The 17,461-nt window shown below is 44.4% G+C and carries 15 protein-coding genes; 2 read left to right on the top strand and 13 right to left on the bottom strand.

Annotation, left to right across the window (positions count from 1 at the left end; all coding sequences use genetic code 11):
* Together AB4114_RS15720 and AB4114_RS15715 are read right to left on the bottom strand one after the other, a co-directional pair.
* Positions 1-227, bottom strand: a 227-nt coding sequence (locus AB4114_RS15720) for a Dabb family protein (RefSeq protein WP_441989285.1), incomplete at its 3' end; no start/stop codon positions are given.
* Between the two features lie 114 nt (positions 228-341).
* Positions 342-983 (bottom strand): hypothetical protein, encoded by a 642-nt coding sequence (locus AB4114_RS15715; protein ID WP_441989284.1) that lies wholly within the window; start codon positions 981-983, stop codon positions 342-344.
* Between the two features lie 320 nt (positions 984-1,303).
* Here AB4114_RS15715 and AB4114_RS15710 point away from each other — a divergent pair, with 320 nt between their 5' ends.
* Together AB4114_RS15710 and map are read left to right on the top strand one after the other, a co-directional pair.
* Entirely contained in the window at positions 1,304-1,888 is a 585-nt protein-coding gene (locus tag AB4114_RS15710) for a TetR/AcrR family transcriptional regulator (protein ID WP_441989283.1), read from the top strand.
* Between the two features lie 7 nt (positions 1,889-1,895).
* Positions 1,896-2,642, top strand: a complete 747-nt coding sequence (gene map, locus AB4114_RS15705) for a type I methionyl aminopeptidase (RefSeq protein ID WP_441989282.1) — start codon at positions 1,896-1,898, stop codon at positions 2,640-2,642.
* Positions 2,643-2,876: 234 nt separating this feature from the next.
* Here the strand turns inward: map and AB4114_RS15700 are convergent, their stop codons facing one another.
* The 11 genes from AB4114_RS15700 to AB4114_RS15650 all read right to left on the bottom strand — a co-directional run bounded on the left by AB4114_RS15700 (position 2,877) and on the right by AB4114_RS15650 (position 17,449).
* Positions 2,877-3,344 carry an NUDIX hydrolase gene (locus tag AB4114_RS15700; RefSeq protein WP_441989281.1) on the bottom strand — a complete coding sequence of 156 codons (468 nt, stop codon included), beginning with the start codon at positions 3,342-3,344 and terminating at the stop codon, positions 2,877-2,879.
* Between the two features lie 55 nt (positions 3,345-3,399).
* Positions 3,400-4,461: a glycoside hydrolase family 43 protein gene (locus AB4114_RS15695; protein ID WP_441989280.1), complete on the bottom strand. Its 1,062-nt coding sequence runs from the start codon at positions 4,459-4,461 to the stop codon at positions 3,400-3,402.
* On the bottom strand, positions 4,458-5,309 hold the full coding sequence (locus AB4114_RS15690) for an aldo/keto reductase (RefSeq protein ID WP_441989279.1): 852 nt from the start codon (positions 5,307-5,309) through the stop codon (positions 4,458-4,460). Before AB4114_RS15690 ends, AB4114_RS15695 begins: the two co-directional genes overlap by 4 nt.
* 22 nt (positions 5,310-5,331) lie before the next feature.
* Positions 5,332-7,092, bottom strand: coding sequence for a glycoside hydrolase family 2 protein (locus tag AB4114_RS15685; protein ID WP_441989278.1), 1,761 nt, complete (start codon positions 7,090-7,092; stop codon positions 5,332-5,334).
* A gap of 83 nt (positions 7,093-7,175) precedes the next feature.
* Complete coding sequence (locus AB4114_RS15680) at positions 7,176-9,248, bottom strand: sialidase family protein (protein WP_441989293.1); 2,073 nt, start codon at positions 9,246-9,248, stop codon at positions 7,176-7,178.
* 100 nt (positions 9,249-9,348) lie between these two features.
* Positions 9,349-11,715, bottom strand: a complete 2,367-nt coding sequence (locus tag AB4114_RS15675; protein ID WP_441989277.1) for a family 43 glycosylhydrolase — start codon at positions 11,713-11,715, stop codon at positions 9,349-9,351.
* Between the two features lie 101 nt (positions 11,716-11,816).
* A complete protein-coding gene (locus tag AB4114_RS15670; protein WP_441989276.1) occupies positions 11,817-12,653 on the bottom strand; it encodes a carbohydrate ABC transporter permease in 837 nt (278 codons plus the stop codon).
* A gap of 18 nt (positions 12,654-12,671) precedes the next feature.
* Positions 12,672-13,571: a carbohydrate ABC transporter permease gene (locus tag AB4114_RS15665; RefSeq protein ID WP_441989275.1), complete on the bottom strand. Its 900-nt coding sequence runs from the start codon at positions 13,569-13,571 to the stop codon at positions 12,672-12,674.
* Between the two features lie 81 nt (positions 13,572-13,652).
* Positions 13,653-15,041 (bottom strand): ABC transporter substrate-binding protein, encoded by a 1,389-nt coding sequence (locus tag AB4114_RS15660; protein ID WP_441989274.1) that lies wholly within the window; start codon positions 15,039-15,041, stop codon positions 13,653-13,655.
* 296 nt (positions 15,042-15,337) lie between these two features.
* Complete coding sequence (locus tag AB4114_RS15655; protein ID WP_441989273.1) at positions 15,338-16,261, bottom strand: ArsR/SmtB family transcription factor; 924 nt, start codon at positions 16,259-16,261, stop codon at positions 15,338-15,340.
* Between the two features lie 249 nt (positions 16,262-16,510).
* Positions 16,511-17,449 (bottom strand): malonate decarboxylase subunit epsilon, encoded by a 939-nt coding sequence (locus AB4114_RS15650; protein ID WP_441989272.1) that lies wholly within the window; start codon positions 17,447-17,449, stop codon positions 16,511-16,513.
* Between the last annotated feature and the right edge of the window lie 12 nt (positions 17,450-17,461).

Raw genomic sequence — 17,461 nt, 5'->3', positions numbered from 1 at the left:
GGATGCGGACCATATGAACGCAGCGACGCAAGGTCTTCAAACGTTACCCGTAATCCGAGAGTATAGCCCTTAATATTTTCCGTTTCTTCAGTTACGTTGATGCCTGCACTTATATCAAATATCCCGGGGATACGATCCCGAAACGATAACAATTGATCCAGCAATTCCTGTTGCTTGATTGGCGTGACATTAGTATTGAACTTGAATACAACGAGATGTTCGTACATCGCTAAATTGCTCCTTTTTTAAGCTTAATGTTGTGGTGCTATAGTTCTGCGTTCGTGCAACAGCCTGTCTATTTGGCAGCCTGCACATGATACCTACGCTACTGGAGGTTCAACTTAAATTCCGAAATGTTCACGAACTAGTCTAAATTGTTCTTTAACACTTAAGCTTTTTGTTCTTTCAATGGTTTTGATACCATTATCAATACAGGCATTTCTAATATCATGAGAAAACTTCACCATGTTTTTGTTGCCGTTTTTGATTGCTTCTGATGGACTAGCTGTTTGGTTAATAACATCCAAAATCATCTTATGGTCTTCCCTGAAGAAATATAGCCTTTCTATTTCTTTATCAGACGTGTAGAGACATATCATTCTTTCTTTAGGAATAAAGGGTAATATTAATTCAGGCATTATTCCTAAATCTATTATGATTGGTGTATCGGTAGGCATTTTCAACAAATCAATAACATAAAACTCCATCATTTCTTCGACAATTTGAAAAAGCCATTCACAATGTTCATCATTGGGTTTATTAAACCATTTGTCCCAGTCCAAACCAGGATGAGGATATTGAATGGCGGGGTATTCAACAGGGCTAGTGAATGGTCTATATTTTAAGACATTATCCTCTAGCGTTTGAAATCCTAACTCCTCAACAAATTTCTTTGTCATTGTGGTCTTGCCCGCGCAACAACCACCATTTAACCAATAAACATGCTTTAATTGTTCTTTCAGATAATTATCATTAACTTTCATATTTACCCTCCTCAAATTACCAATTTTGAGGAAGTTGGCGGATTCTTATCGGCTTTCTATAACTGTGAAAGTACATAATTGAATCCTCCTTTCCATAGCATACCATTAGCATTCGACTAGCTGGTTATTTATTCCTCTTGCGTTAAGAAAACCCACTTTCTCTCCTGCATGGAGTTCTGTCTTCGTTCAGTTCACTATAGAACTTTATTTCAAATAAATAACTTTATTTCTCTAACAGATAATTTGCATATCCCCGCCGCATGCGTTACTATGTTTATATCGACAAATTTGCAGGTCTAAATAAGGAGGATTACGCGTCCATGTGCCCCCGTACCAAAGAACAAAATGAGCTCATCCGCATGCAGCGCAGTGAACAGATCCTTGACGCTGCCGCGCGTACCTACTTCCACACGAGCGGCAGCTTTGATATTCGCGACGTCGCCCGCGAGGCGAAGATCGGTTACGGCACGGTATACCATTATTACCCCAACCGACATTTATTAATAGAAGATGTGCTGGGCAGCGGCTTCGAGCGATGCGAGCAAGCCCTTGCAGAATGGGCAAACATCTACGGCGGCGGCCAGGATGAGAGACAGATGTTGACGTATTGTAAGGCGCTGCTCCGGCTGTGGCAGTCGGACGCCCGCGCATATCTCGTCTACAAAATGGCGGCGGAACATTATGCAGGCTTGCCTGAGAGGGATCGGCACTCTACCAACAGACGATTCATGGAACGGCTGTATGTTCCGCTCCAATCGATCGCCCAGCGCGAAGACGACAGCGTAGACCTTATGCTTGCCGTGCTGGTTGGCTGCTGCGGACTGTACTACTATGCGGGCGCTTCGGAGCTGGACGTCGATCGAATCGCCAAGCTCGCGATGCAAGCTATTACGAAGGAGTCCTGATACGAACATGGTGATCTTAAAAAGCAAGCATGAAATCGAGGCTATCCGCAAGGCATGCCAAGTGGTTGCCGAATGCCATCGCACGATCGCCCCGCTCATCAAACCGGGAATCACGACGAACGAGATTGAGCGCATCTTCGAGGACATTATCTTGAAGCACGGCGCCAAGCCCTATACGAAGGGCTACAAGGGCTATCAATATGCGACCTGTGCCTCCGTTAACGACGTGATCGCGCATGGCTTTCCTAGAGATAAGCCACTTGAGGAGGGGGATATCGTGACGATCGACACAGTCGCAGAGCTCGACGGCTGGCTCGGTGATTCAGCCTGGAGCTATGCTGTCGGGAAGATCTCGCCGATAGCCGAGAAGCTGATGCGTGTCACGAAGGAATGCCTTGACCTCGGTATCGCGCAAGCGCAGCCCGGCAATCGGCTCGGCGATGTGACAAGCGCTATCCAGCGGCATGCCGAATCGAACGGATTCGGCGTCGTGCGTGACCTACTCGCTCATGGCATCGGCCGGGATCTGCACGAGGCGCCGAACTATATGCATGTCGGCAAGCCCGGCAAAGGCTACCGCATCAAGGAAGGCATGGTGTTCACGATCGAGCCAATGATCACCGAAGGCACCTACTACATGACAATCGATCCGGACGGCTGGACCGCGCGGACGCTGGACCGCAAGCTCGCCGCCCAATACGAACATACGATCGCCATCACAGCTGAAGGTCCACAAATCCTGACCGCGCAATAAAATAAAAAGAAGTCGACCACGAGATGGTCGACTTCTTTTTTCGTATTCGACATAGCATATTTCTTCATCCGATACATGCGTTTATCCGCTCGCTTATAGAGCTCAAAGGCACTTTCCAAAAAAAATGGCTGGAACCGAATACTACGGTGATCGTATAACTCGTTCCCGTCTTCAAGCCGAAACAGATATCATTAAAACATTATACCCTTGCATGAGCCGATCCCCTTTTATCCGTTAGTTCAATATCGGCCGTTCTTTATTGAATATTAAATCATCAAAAAAGACTTTATGGTCAGGGAATAAGTTGTCAGGTAACTCATCGAGTGCAAAAAATGCATTATGCATAGATTCGGCGTTTTGTTTGATTAATTCACCTTCATATTCTTTACAAGTGAAAATGAATTGAACCATTGAAACTTGGTCTCCATTAGAAAAGGTTTTATCATATTTTGAACCTGAATAAACTCCAAGCAACTCAAGTTTCCCTAAATGTAAACCGGTTTCCTCGAAGACTTCTCTCCTCGCTGTATCTTGAACGGTTTCCCCTAACTCCATAAACCCTCCTGGAAGACCCCACTTTTCGTTATCCAAACGTTGTTGTAATAGTAACCGATTTTCTTTATCAAATATAAAAGCTCCAGAAACCACCATGATGACTTTCTCATGTCCAACCATAGACCTTACATGTTTTATGTAATCCATTGTTATACCCCAATTTCTTTCAGAGCCAAGGTTTATCAAGCTGCCGGATCGATTTTCACTTTTCGCCTGAAGGCACGTCAAATTCGACCTCAGCCGGTATCGGATCGCCGAAGTCCGGGTTTCCGTCCGCCGTCCAACCGAATTTCTGCATTCTGGCGCTTCTTCGGTTACTACCGCCTTCAGATACCGGTATGGCATGATAGACGATCCAGTCTTCCGTTCCGTCCGGGGATACGGTAAAGCTGTTATGGCCAGGGCCGAAGACGGAGTTTTCAACTGATTTACAGAAAACGGGTTTCTCGCTCTTGGTCCATGAAGCCGGATTCAGTAGATCGCTGTCTTCCTTTGCGGTCAGCATCCCTAGTGCGTAGTCATCGGACCAGCATGTGCTTGCGGAATAAATCAGGAATACTTTGCCGAAACGCTTAAGGAAGCAAGGCCCCTCATTTATCGCCATCCCGCCTTTATGCTCCCAATCGTATTCCGGCTTGGTGAGCAGCGATTCCTCCCCCTTGATCGTCCACGGGTTTTCCATTTCGGCGGCGTAGACCGCCGAGCCGTATTTCGGAAAATGGCCGTAGCCCGCGTACATGAAAAAGAGCTTCCCGTTGTGCTCCAGCACCGTTCCGTCCAATCCGGGCAAGGCCGTATTCACGGCCCCCTTCATCTGCCATGTTCCATCGAGAGGATCGGCATGCTCATTTTCAAGCACGTAGATTTTGCGGCTTTCGTCTCCGCCTCCGTCGTTGTCCGTGAAATAAATGTACCATTTGCCTCCGAGATGATGGATTTCCGGTGCCCACAGTTTCCTGCTGTCCAACCCTTCCGCCGGAGGAGTCCAGACGGTCTTCATCGCGCCGTTCGCAATTCCGCTCATCGATTCGGATTTCCATAAATCCAACCGGTCGCCCCGCGTCACCATAAAATAATAATGACCGTCCGTATGCCGATATATCCAAGGATCAGCACCCTTTTCCAATATTGGGTTTCGAAATGTTTTCATCTGCATCGTGCTCATATAACGACTCCTTCCACTCCATGACGATATTAACGTGTTCATGAATCCTTGAAGCAGGTTGGCCTGCGTCAGCACGAACGCTTCTGGCTTGTGAATCAAAATTGGACTCCACCTTGACCGCGATCAAGCTTGAAATCCCAACGCCATTCTTTTGCATCCACAGTACTGACATTATCCAATACTTCTCTAATGGTCCGCATACCGCATATGGCAACGGAAACATCGGGATTAGAGAGAACAAAATCTAAGGCGATCCTATGAGGATTGATCGTCTCAAGTGACTCTGGCGCAACGCGCTTCATAAAGCGATATAGAGATTGGCTCGTCAGCGGCCTCATGACGACGACTCCAACGTCATGCTTAGCGGCTTCTGGAATGATTGGATCTGCAGCACCCTGATAAAAGAGATTATACCGAACTTGAATGACATCGAAATATCCTGATCGAATGGACCAAAGCAATACGTGATCAGGAACCTCGTTCGTGATTCCGATGAAACGTATTTTACCTTGTTCTTGACATACTTTTAGTGCATCCAGCGGTCCGTCATTCACAATTCGGTGATAATCCTCTTCTGTTAAATACCCTCCATGGAATTGCATAACATCGATGTAATCGGTTTGGAGATTCTTCAAGCTTGCATCGACGGATCGAATCACATCGTCATAGCCAAGATTTGAGGGAACCTTTGTAGCAATATACGCCTCATGACGACGTTCTTTTAACACGGCTCCGATTATACTTTCGCCTAACCCATTTCCATAACCCTGTGCCGTATCAATATAATTAAGTCCCTTGTCCAAAGCCATATGAAGAGAATCGATAACCACGTCACGGCTTTTCTGAGCTTCATAAGGTTCCAAATAGTTATCCAGCCCCATCGGTGCGCCACCGAATCCAACACAAGAAACGTTTAAATTCGTACGTCCAAGTCTTCTATATTCCATTCTCAACACCGCCTCTTAACTTTTATGCGAGGTTAATTTCTTTGATAAGCTCTAGTGGAATCTTCGGTCTCCGTGCTTCAGTGAGAAGTCCGTTCATTTCCTGCTGGACATCAGTCACTTGCGTATAGCAATACCCGCAAATGTAGTCGATATCCTTAATCGCTTGGGTAATGCTTCGGAATCGCTCAATAAATGCCTCTTCCGTCACCACCTGATTGCCGTACCCCCAGCCTTTATCAGTTTGGAAAGCGATCCCGCCAAATTCACTAATGATGATGGGCTGGCCACGATACGTGTATCCTTGGGCTAGGGCATATTTCCCTTTGTTGAATGCCCATTCGTTGTTTACGATAGGGGATTTATCCGCATAACGCTGGAGGAATTCCGAACCGGCTTCCACATAATCATGTAAAGTCAAAATGTCTGATATGGTATGTTCCCATCCGTCATTTGTGATGACAGGACGATTCGGGTCCATCGATTTAGTCAAATGATAGATGCCCTCAGTGAACTTCTGCTGCTTACGGTCATTCAAAATTTGCATGACGCCCCAAGACTCATTAAAGGGCACCCACGTTATGATGCTAGGATGATTATACTGCTGCCTTACAATCTCGATCCATTCCTTGGTGAAGGTCTCAACTGCCTCATCATTAAATTCAAAGGTGGCTGCCATCTCAGACCATACCAAAAGCCCTTTGACATCGCACCAATATAGGAACCGCGCATCTTCAATCTTCATGTGCTTCCTCACCCCATTGTACCCCATGGCGAGAATAGCATCGATATCCTCTATTAATGCTTGCTCCGAAGGCGGCGTCAAATGACTGTCGGACCAGTACCCTTGGTCTAAAATTAACCGCTGATAAATAGGCGTATTATTGAGGAGCACTTTTCCTTTTTCTATGGAAATCTTCCTCATCCCGAAGTATGAATACACGTGGTCGATCACCACGTCATCTTGAAATAAAACAAATTCCACATCATATAAGTTCGGACTTTGCGGAGACCATCTGCTTACCTTCCATGGACCATTAGCCTCATGCAGCAAATCTACCTCCAATTGCAGCCAAGCCCGATCCACGATCAAAGCGGTTTGTTTGAGGATCTTCCCCTTAAAACTAATTCGAGTCTCTAAGCGAAGCTGCCCCTGCTTTAAATCACCATGCGTTTGGTATTCGAAGCGTACCGATTGACGGTCTAGATCAGGTGTCATTTTCACGGATTTGATATAAGATTCCGCCACATATTCCAACCATACACTTTGCCAAATTCCTGTTGTTTGAACATAAAAGCATTCGAAATTGTCTTTTACCCAACGCTGCTTACCGCGTGGTTGCGTGCAGCTCTGGCTATCCTCTACCTTCATGACGAGGCTGTTTGACTGACCAAATTGAATATGGGGCGTAATATCAAATGAAAACGCAGCATATCCACCTTGATGTTGACCTACACACGTTCCGTTCACCCACAATTTAGCGAGATAGTCCACCGCTTGGAAATGCAGGATGATCCTTTTGCTTTCTTGTTCCTTCGGAACTTCGAGCAATCGGTGATACCATATTTGAGGGTGAAATGCCTCTTCCCCAATACCGCTGGCCTTCGTTTCATAAGTGAACGGTACCATGATCTTGAGGTCCCCATTAAACTCCTCGTACCACTTTTCTTTCTCTCCAACGTTCCCGTCATCAAACCGGAATTCCCACTCACCGTTTAAACTATTCCATGATTCTCGCACAAACTGAGGCCTTGGATAGTCCTTTATATACATTTTTGTCGACATCTTGTGATGATCACTCCTACTTCTTATGATTGTGTATAAGTTGACCGCGCACAAACCATCTTGTACGCGGGAAATACATTCAGTTAATTGGTTCGGAAAAATTCAACATTATCGATATCTGCCAATTGGCTGCTGCTGCTATTTGAGGCGAAAAATCCGACGGCCGCTTGACCATTAGTCACGCTAATGCCGGAGATCGTCACCTGCGTCCAAGTCGAAGTAACCGGGAAATTGGTTTGTCGAGCAGTCCCACCATAGTCTTTCACTTCCATATAATTACTGGTTTGGCCGCCACTGCTCCTCAAATAAGCTCGCATCGTATACGTTCCGTTTTGCAGACCTGTAATTGTCTGACCAACATAAGCTGTACCTGGTGAACTAATGCCTGCAAGACCGATGAAGTAGTTCCCTCCTCCAGGTGCACGCGCGATGCCGTCGTTAATGCCATGAATGTGAATCCGATCTGGATAATCGGACCCATATGTCGTCCATCCGTTCACATTTGCCGTTTCATATCCCCAGTTATTCGTTAGATTGACATTCAGCGGCGTGGTCGAAGCGGTTTTGATAAATTCAACGTTGTCAATATCCGCCCATTGGCTGTCGCTTGTATTCGCAGCGTAAAAACCGATAGTCGCCTGTGTATTTGTTACACTAATACCAGAGATGGTTACCTGCGTCCAAGTTCCTGTAACGGGAAAATTAGTTGTCATCGTAGATCCACCATAGTCTTTCACTTCCATGTAGTTACTGGTTTGGCCGCCACTGCTCCTCATATAGGCTCGCATTGTGTAGGTACCTCTATCCAGACCTGTGATCGTCTGACCGATATAAGCAGTACCAGGAGAACTAGTTCCAGCAAGACCGATGAAGTAGTTTCCGCCACCCGGTGCACGTGCAATACCATCATTTAGTCCATGAATGTGAATCCTGTTTGGATAATCGGCTCCCGAAGGTGCCCATCCGTTAACATTCGCCGTTTCAAAACCCCAATTATCGGCAAGATTCACGTTCGAGGGAGTCCCTGCATTTCCCGTCCGCAAGTAAATGCCAGTACTAGGAAAGTTAGCGGATGTGACTGCCATAACGCGAGTCGTATCAACAGCCAATAATGAATTCCAGTTGGAAAACTTCGTATCCGGTACAGGGAATACATTATACAAATAACCCCAAGTCGCGCCGTTATCGGAGCTGATCATCGTTCGCATCGAAGAATAACTGTCTCCCGTGTTGGCGCTGTCATCATCCGTTTGGAAGCTGGCCATTAATCTGCCATCGCCCAGTTTGACGACATAGGGTGCTCCGGCTTTTTTCCCTGTATTCGTTGGAATAAACATGGTTTGACGGGAACCTGACCAGTTTATACCATCATTGGAAATTTTGTACTTGATCACAAATGGATGCCCACTTACGTCCGTGGCCTCAAACACTACAATATATCTGCCGTCTGCCATTTTTGTGAAAACCGGCATGCCGTCTCTGGAGCTATTAGCCACCCCGTCGCTGACAACTGTCGCGCTGCTCCAACCGCTTCCGTTCCAGGTTTTCATCAATAATTTCTGCTTTCCCGAGGTACCGACAACGGCCGAGCTATCATCCGCATACATGACGGAAATCGTGCTTCCCACATAACCGAGGAATGGCTCCCATACCCCAGTGAAAGAGGTTTCCGATTCGGTCGCTATTTGTCCATTTGCCAGATCCGACCAGGTGCTGCCTCCATCGCTGCTCTTTCGAACTTTCAAATAAGTGGTATAGGTGCTGCCAGAATGTATGACCACGCGATAAGCCAACCAAATGTCTCCATTGGTTAGTAGGAGCATCTGACCGTTGCCGACATCCCCGTTAGCATCAGAAGCGGCTGTTATAGGTGCCCCCCATGTAAGCCCACCATCCGTGCTTTTCGCTAACTTAACTTTCGTAAAACCTCCGTCCGCATTTGAATCAAAAGAAGCCAACATGTTGCTGCTGCTCACCTGAAGCATCCTCGGATACCACACTCCACCTGTACCGGTAGTGTAAACTGTCGTGTTTGACGTTGGCCAAGCCATCCCGCTCGTTGCAGCTTGAGCCATATTGAAAGGAATAATAAGCGAAGCCACCATCATCATAACCATTATTAATTTACCCAAGCGCAAACGACTTTTAGCTTTCATTTTTACATTTCCTCCTTTGAAAAAATGTTAATCGAATAGCATTATTCATTGCGTGCTTGTGTCGAATCTAGAGGTAATTTAAAGTGATTGAACTATGAAATCACCTCCTTACTAATGATAAATTGGTAAAGAGCCACGATGGCGACGCTGAACGAATACCGATTTTCCCGTGCATCCATGCATTCGCATCCGTCCATTCCAAGGCAGGTTGCTTCGAATCGTTTAGATATACCTTCATTGTTGCTCCACTTACGTCAACAGCGATGTGTACGATTGAACCGGTGGCAAAACTGATCGGAGCTGAGTCTACTTCATTCTGGTCATAATTCATTTTCTTCAGAATCATACGTCCATTGCGGAAGGTCAGTTGATAGCCCATGAACGAATCCCTTACTTGCTCAGGAAATTCAGATTCGTTCGTGACACGAAACAAGAGCCCTGCCTCTTCAATAGAATCTGCAGTGGATTTCAAATCAACTTCCACCCTATAGTCCGTCCATTCATCACTGCCCGCATACATTTTGGCATCCGAGCCCTCAGTCTGTACGGCATACCCGTCTTCTTTCTTCATCCATTTGCCATACATATCTTCAGACAAAATTTGACTAAACATATTTGAGTTCTTTTCTGTCGGCAGTTCAGAAATTCTGTATATATCTAAATAGCGGTAATTCAAATTTCCTTTAACCAGTTTTACTGTCAAAATATGCTCGCCTTGTGTTAGCTTCATATTTCCTATGTGCTTTTTAACCCACGGGTTTCCTTCGTTCTGACTCATATGGCCTAATTCAAAACGTTGAGGTTTCCCATCAACCTGCAGTTCCACCACATTTTCATTCCCGTCTTCCTTCATCATGGCATCAAAACCGTAGGTTCCGTCTGACTCCACATTAATTCTATATGCGAGCCAGTCTCCTTTTCCCGCCATCGTAACGTCATTACTGCCGTCTTCACTCGTTTGGATCGGAACACCGTCTTCTTCGCGCATAACAGACCCTTTAACGGGATGCCCGACATGAAATCCTTGATCTTTTTCTCCCAAATAATGAACTGCTTCAATACTTCCGGGAACCGGTTTGGCTGTCTCATAGTCACTGCTGCCATCCGCTTCGTTAGAAAAAGCTGTGTATTCCAACGTCGGCTTGATGTGGCGATATGCATACCCGATTTTCCCAGGTTTCGCATGGATATCTCTAAGAGTAAGCTTGTTCATTTGATCGAAATAGATGTTAGTACCTCGCGCATTACTCTCAACTCGAATGGTATGCAGCTTAGTAAAGTCCATCGCTTGGGGAAGCTGAGAAGTTGCAAGCTGCTTCCTATTCCCATTCTTCATCTCGAACAAGGCTATACTTCGCAATGCGGGATCAATACCAACAGAGTAATAATTATTGTCATCCGTATAGGAAAAGACGGTCTCGAAAGAAGCCTCCGCCACTCGTGTATTCTCCATGTTCATGCGAAAATTAAATTCTGCTGTAAACCGATTCTTATCGGCAGCTTTACTGCTCAACCATTTCGTTTCATTTACATTGTCACGAACATCCCAAAGCTTCTGATCCAACGGTTTATTGACGCCATCATAAAAATCCGGCATTCGTGGAACCGGTTGAGGAAAATGAGTGCCATCGCCAAGAACAACCATTTTCTCGCCATTAAAAACGATTCGGTCCATATTTAGCATCCGAACCGGAGGCCCTTCCTTCGAATGGCCAATTAAATTATGATAAAACATATAATAAGCATCGAGGTTTGGACCTATCACACTGGAACTATGGCCCAGCCCATTAAAATCTTGTTTCGTGCTGATGACGATCGGGTTATTTTCTGGCACTTTGTAGGTGCCGATTGGCGAGTCCGTCGCTACAGCGTAATTGATCCGATATCCTTTACTGAACACGTGATTTCCTGTATAAGTCATAAAATATTTGCCGTCGCGTTTAATAATCATTGAACCTTCCGTCCAATGGCCMAAAAAAGCGCTAAGCGTCTTTTCCTCAGTCATTGTGTAAGGATCCGACATTTCGTGTCCAATAATACCTTTACCACTCGCGTGCGTAAAATACCACTTGCCGTCATCATCAATAAATACAGAGCCATCAATGGATAAACCCAGATTTTCAGTTTGAATCGTAAACGGTCCAGTAGGGCTCTCGCTGCGAAGCACATAATGGCCTTTTCCGGCAGGCGAGGTGTACATATAGAAAAACCCATTCCAGTAAACGACTTCCGGTGCGTAAGCTCCTTCGGTCAGTGGGTCTTCCGTAGCTAGCCCTTCATATTTCCAATGAATCAAATCGCTTGAGCTCCAAGCTTTAATGCCCACACGAAAATCCTTCGTACTGCAATACAAATAATAGAGTCCGTTATATCGCATCACATAGGGATCGCCTATCCCGTAATCAGGCCATTCCTGCTCAAGCGCCAATGAATTCTGATACGATTCCCCAAGCGTGGAATTCAACATAGGACCTCTTCCTTTCCCGCTAAATGAAATTGTAATCACTATGGCTAATAGGGATATAACTAGACCAATAACTATCCGTTTTGACCGTATCCTACGTTTGGTCATTTTAATCCACTAATGCTTAAGGATTCTATAAAGTACCGCTGGCAGAGAAAAAACACCAAGACAACTGGCACTAAGGCGATCAATGAAGCAGCCATCATGTTGGGATAGTTGGCTTGCGAGATATAGTTTGATTGCAAACTCGCAATAATAACTTGAATCGTTTGTTTTTCAGTCGAATGCAAATAGATCACCGGTCCAAGAAAATCGTTCCATATCCCCATGAATCCAAGTGCAGCCTGCGCGGCAATGGCCGGCTTAACGATGGGAAGCGCCACAGTAGTAAACGTTCGGAAATAGCTCGCACCGTCTATTTTGGATGCATCAATTAAATCCGAAGGAATGCTCCCTTGCATAAATTGCTTGAAGAAAAAGATCGTGACGATATTTCCGAATAAGCCAGGTACAATGAGAGGAAGCAGCGTATCCACCCAGTTCAAGTAAGAAAAACCGATAAATTGAGGAATCATCACCACGGAGTAGGGAATCATCATCGTGCCTAGCAAACAAAGAAAAATAGTCTCTTTAAACGGAAAATTAAATTTGGAAAACGAATAAGCAGCCATCGCGGAAACAAACAATCCCACGCTCAAAACACAAATCACAATAATAAGACTATTCATAAAGCCGGTTAACAACGGGGCTTTATTCCAAACCTCCACAAAGTTATTCCATGTAAATGGGGCCGGTATCCATGTCGGCGGGAGATCAAAAACATGCTCTTGCGTTTTAAATGCTGTCGAGACCGTCCATGCAAATGGAGCCAGCATAACAAAAGAACCGAGAAGTAAAATAGCGTAGGCCATTACATTCGTAGACCGCTCATTTCTATTCATCGCGCAACCTTCCTTTCTCTAGTCGTTATATACCCAACGTTTGGATAATTTAAATTGAATGAGTGTGATGATGAAGATTAAGATACCTAATACCCATGCGACCGCACTCGCGTAACCCATGTTGAAATACTTAAAAGCTTCATTAAAGATATAGAAGACGATGGTTGCCCCGCTGTATTCCGGTCCACCATCTGTTGCCATAATGTACATTTGGCTAAACGATTGGAATGTACCGATAATCCCCATGACAATTACAAAGAAATGAATCGGTGAGAGTAAAGGAAATGTAATATAACGAAATAGACTCCAACGGTTCGCACCATCAACGGTTGCCGCCTCATAATAATCGGAAGCAATGGCCTGAAGCCCCGCCAAATATAAAACCATGTTTCTGCCTATGCCCCCCCATAAGCCCATAAGTATGAAGGAAGGCTTTACCCAATGAGGATCACCTAGCCAGTTAGGTCCCTGGACGCCAAATAAACTATAAATCCAATCATTAATCAATCCATAATCATTATTCAAAATCCATTGCCATAGCAAAGCAACAGCAATGATTGGGGAAATGACAGGAATATAGTAAATCGTTCTCAGGAAAGAAACCCCTTTAAGTTTGCGATTCATCAGAATAGCAATAAAAAGAGAAAAGGCCATTCCTATTGGTATTTCAATAAGTAAATATAAGGTGTTGTACAACGATTTATAAAACTTCTCATCCACTATCATTTCTTTATAATTTCCAATGCCATTCCATTTCGCAGGACTGACCATGTCCCAATCCATAAAACTTAACACAAACGATGATACGAGGGGCGCGAGCCCGAAGATCATAAATCCGAGAACCGGAATAGCAACAAATAAGTACGACCATACGATTTCACGCCGTCTAAAACCTGGTATTTTTCTTGCCGTTATCATACTCATCCCACCTGTTTTTAGGACGAAGGACGAAACTGGAAGCCATCGGCTTCTATTTTCGTCCTTCCATATCCTTATTTATTATTTCTTGTTTCCTTTATCGTAGAGCTCTTGAAGCTTAGGTTTCATTTCTTTAGCCCATTCCTCAGCTGTTTGTTTCCCTTCCCATACGCGGCTTACTTCTTGGTTAAAGGTGTCGAGCCATTTCGTATCTACGGATCCTGCAGCAATCGGCGAATGACCGTAATCTTCAATGATGTCTAGGAATACTTGGCGATTTGCCGGAGCCTTATCCATTTTCATGAACTCACCTTTCGCCATATCGACCAGGTTCGGAACCGCTTGACCCAACTGGTAGTTTTCTTTCTGTGAGTCACGATCTAGACTTAAATAAGCAGCCAAGTTAAATGCATCTTCAGGAAATTTGGTTTTGCTGGAAATTACGAAACCTGCTGAGCCTAACCAAGTTGCCGTTTTACCTGTTTTCGGACTTGCAGGCCACGCCGCAATGTCCCATCCGAAAGGCAGCTTCCAGAAACCAGGCTGATCCCACGGTCCCATTGGGAACATACCTATCTTGCCTGCAACAAAGCGGGCATAACCACCTTGCGCTTTCTCATCGGTTGGCGAAGGACTAACTTTATATTTCAATTTTAAATCAGCTACGAATTGTAAGGCTTCTATGAAAGCAGGCTCATCAATTTTGATGGTTCCTGTATTGTAATCAATGTAGTCTCCACCATTAGCCCATACAGCTGACTCTAATGAGTAGCCCGCTACTCCAAAAACATCGGTTTTTCCATTAGCGCCTTGTGTTGTGATTTTTTTGGCAGCTTCAATCATATCATTCCAAGTCCATTCGCCAGCTTTTGCGCTTGGATATTTTACCCCCGCTTTATCAAACAGATCTTTGTTATAAGCGAATGCCCATGGGCCGACATCTTTAGGTAAACCGTACAGACTTCCTTTCCCTAAAACTTTACCATCGAAGCGATAACGGTCTAACCCTTTTTTCCAAACATTACTCTCTTCAAAAGATTTTGATGACTTGATGAGATCATCCATTTTTAGTAGAGTTCCGCTACCGGCAAGCTTTTGAAACAGAGGCTCACCTGCATAGAAAACATCCGGCGCTTTACCTGAAGCAACTAGTGTTTCCAACTTTTGGGCATATTCAGCAGGAGGTACTATGGTATATTTCACTTTCTTTGTAGGATACTTCTGCATATAGGAATCAGTTAGCTTTTGAAATACCGCTTTTTCCGTATCGCCGCCCCAACCCATAAAGGAAATCTCGGAATTCTCTGCTGGTTTGGCTGTTGCAGCTGCAGGTGTTGCCTGGGCAGAAGGTTGCGTGGTGGATTTGTCTGTCGATTCCGTTGTGCTTTTTGAGCATCCCGTTACAACCATAGCAAAACTTAGCATTAGAGGCACTGAAAGCTTAGCCATTTTACTTTTCAATACGTTCATTTAAACTCCCCCAAATCAGATTTTGGTTTAATAAGGCATAAAATTAATAAGCAAGAATTATGAATTGTGAAGCGGTTACACAACAATATTTCCTTCCTTCCCTTATTTTCAAAAAAACATTTAATTCGTTTTATTACAAATAAAATGTTTATATTCATACAATACTTAATTTTTACGTAATTGTCAACGCTTTCATTCAATTATTATGTTTGTTTTAACGAAATATACTGATAAAGCCCAACCGTTACATATAATACGTAACAGTTGGGCTTTATGGTATTTCCTATTCTATATTTTTATACATATTGAATTTTCATCACAATTGCTTGGGCATAATCGCCGAAGCCGCGACCAAATAAGTTGATTCCTCCATGGTGCAAAGCATCAGGTTTAACCCCAATTTTGAATCCAATGAAAGGATATTTCTCAAGATGAAGATCCGCAATCGAGACAGAGGACGTTTTCTCATTATCGACGGAACTCCGCTTTTCATCCACCCTCCATGTTTTCAGAATACCGTATTGCGTACTGCTGTCATTCCACCACAAAGGATTAAGCTTGCCTCTATGGTCGCCGAAATCGCCTGGTGATGTCCAGGTTCCTATCTCTATACCATTGACCCATACTGTAATGTCTGAAGGCCACTCATTGTTATAGTTAGGCGCTTCAGAACAAATTTCCAACGAAAACTCGATGGATGTAATCGTTGCATGCTGTGGAATCACTTTAGGAAAACGGTATTCAATCCATCCCTGCCGCAACCATATGATTTCAGCTGTTTTACTCTCTGGGTGATAAAAGCTAACCGGATCATCCTCCGGAATCACCATGCCGTTTAGATTGGCCATACCACAAGTCGGAGATACTTCGAAGTTTATAAAATGACCGATAGGCATCTCGATCTCATACAAATTGTTAGGATTTTTATACATGGCAATTGGATTCAAACACATGTGCACGTCATCAAAGTTACGGCTGCAAACCTTCATTGCCCCTCGAGATGCAGGCTGTAATTCCGTTAAGATAAGCCCTGATTCCTCCAATACCTTGACATTAATCGCAGTAGTCGAAACTGGAATTTTAAGCATCTCGGCAATTTCAATGATATTCAGATTATGATGTTGTAAGAGGAGTTTGATTATATTAATTCTGGTGTGAGAAGAAAGTGCATGAGCAACAGCGACTAATTGATTTGGTTCATTAATTGATAATTCCAACATACATAATCCCCCATTACCAAACTAAATTCTCGAACTTGTAAACGTTTATTACAATATATTATCGAATAATCCCATCTCTTGTCCACTTATTATATAAGAAATTATTTTTTAAGTAATAAAACACTCTTTATGTATTAAACTCACCCCGCATCCATCAATGCTATTGAAGTAAAATTAAAAAGCCCTACGATTTCTCGTAAGGCCAGTTTTATGGAGCGCAGATACACTATTGCGAAAACGCGCCCTTATTCATGTTTCGTTCCATTTATGCTCCCGGTTTATTAAGTAGACAACCGAATCAAGCCTTGTTTCCCCCATTGCTATGGATTGAACGGAAGGCAGCGCTTGACGAGCAAGATTGGTAAGAACTTGACCAGGAAGCATTTCGACAAACAAACGAACACCAAGCTCACTCAAAAGAGTTGTAGCTTGGTGCCATTGGACCGGATTCGCCACACCGCAAGCAAGATCATTGCGAATCGCATCCGCTGATCGTAATAATCGTGCGTTCGTATTCGCTACATACGGAAAACAGGGCTCTTTGAAAATCACTTTCTTCATTGCCAGCTCCAAATCATGTGAAACCTGACTGAGGAGTTTACAGTGGGACGGAACTGAGACTTGGAGAAGCTCAGCTTTTCGTGCTCCGTTCCTTCGAGCCTCCACAAACAGGTTTTGGATATGCTCCAGCTTACCAGCTATCGTGATTTGATGAGGGCCGTTGAKGTTAGCAATGAATACCTCTTKACCGCACTTGAAGGCTTTTTCAACCATGGAACGCAATTTCTGCTCTGCGATGCCTACAATGACCCCCATTCCGTAACCGAAACGAAACGAATTCTCCATCCATTCGGCACGCAATTTCACTAGCTCACATGCATCTCTAAATGACAGGACTTCCGAAGTCACTGCTGCTGCGAAGGTTCCAACCGAATGCCCTGCTACGAAGTCTGGCTTTGCACCTTCCTGTATGAGCGCACGACCACTGGCAACTCCTGAGTAGAGAAGTGCCAACTGTACGGAAACCGTAGAGGATAGTGCTTCAGAAGTATCTATTGCAAGCGCATCTTTGTCCATGAACGAAGTCGCTTCATCGAGGGTTGTCTCGATCACAGGATGAGAAGGCAATTGATGCAGCATACCTGGAAATTGCGATCCTTGACCTGAAAACAAAAAAGCCACGCTCATCTTCTTTGACCT

The sequence above is a fragment of the Paenibacillus sp. 2RAB27 genome (assembly GCF_052115445.1).
GTDB lineage: Bacteria > Bacillota > Bacilli > Paenibacillales > NBRC-103111 > Paenibacillus_E.
Note: the sequence above shows the minus strand (reverse complement) of the source record. Positions and strands in the feature narration are given on the sequence as shown.

Excerpts from the sequence above, each read along its gene's own strand:
- AB4114_RS15715 (WP_441989284.1), bottom strand. The coding sequence starts at position 983 with ATGAAAGTTAATGATAATTATCTGAAAGAACAATTAAAGCATGTTTAT.
- AB4114_RS15710 (WP_441989283.1), top strand. The coding sequence starts at position 1,304 with ATGTGCCCCCGTACCAAAGAACAAAATGAGCTCATCCGCATGCAGCGC.
- map (WP_441989282.1), top strand. The coding sequence starts at position 1,896 with ATGGTGATCTTAAAAAGCAAGCATGAAATCGAGGCTATCCGCAAGGCA.
- AB4114_RS15700 (WP_441989281.1), bottom strand. The coding sequence starts at position 3,344 with ATGGATTACATAAAACATGTAAGGTCTATGGTTGGACATGAGAAAGTC.
- AB4114_RS15690 (WP_441989279.1), bottom strand. The coding sequence starts at position 5,309 with ATGGAATATAGAAGACTTGGACGTACGAATTTAAACGTTTCTTGTGTT.
- AB4114_RS15685 (WP_441989278.1), bottom strand. The coding sequence starts at position 7,092 with ATGTCGACAAAAATGTATATAAAGGACTATCCAAGGCCTCAGTTTGTG.
- AB4114_RS15680 (WP_441989293.1), bottom strand. The coding sequence starts at position 9,248 with ATGAAAGCTAAAAGTCGTTTGCGCTTGGGTAAATTAATAATGGTTATG.
- AB4114_RS15670 (WP_441989276.1), bottom strand. The coding sequence starts at position 12,653 with ATGAATAGAAATGAGCGGTCTACGAATGTAATGGCCTACGCTATTTTA.
- AB4114_RS15665 (WP_441989275.1), bottom strand. The coding sequence starts at position 13,571 with ATGATAACGGCAAGAAAAATACCAGGTTTTAGACGGCGTGAAATCGTA.
- AB4114_RS15660 (WP_441989274.1), bottom strand. The coding sequence starts at position 15,041 with ATGAACGTATTGAAAAGTAAAATGGCTAAGCTTTCAGTGCCTCTAATG.
- AB4114_RS15655 (WP_441989273.1), bottom strand. The coding sequence starts at position 16,261 with ATGTTGGAATTATCAATTAATGAACCAAATCAATTAGTCGCTGTTGCT.